1 pseudogene is annotated in these 212 nt (G+C 25.9%); it reads right to left on the bottom strand.

Annotated features, from left to right (window positions below):
* Nucleotides 1-212 (bottom strand): annotated as a pseudogene (locus tag KGF36_RS20565) (RNA-guided endonuclease TnpB family protein); the annotation flags it as partial.

The following is a 212-nucleotide window of genomic DNA, read 5'->3' as shown; positions in this document are numbered from 1 at the left end:
AATACAAATAATATCCGTTTCGCCATACTATTTCAGCAGTCTTTATATTTTCAATATTAAAATCTAACTCTAAATATCTACCTTTTGACATTGATAACTTTAAGTTACCTTTAGCATTGATATTTATTGCACTAACTTTGAATGGTATTATATAAAATTTCTTGGTTTTATATGGATACTTTGCCTTGGTATTACCTTTCTTTCTTAACTCT

It is taken from the genome of Clostridioides sp. ZZV14-6009 (genome assembly GCF_020658095.1).
Lineage (GTDB): Bacteria > Bacillota > Clostridia > Peptostreptococcales > Peptostreptococcaceae > Clostridioides.
This window is presented reverse-complemented; position numbering and strand designations above follow the sequence as displayed.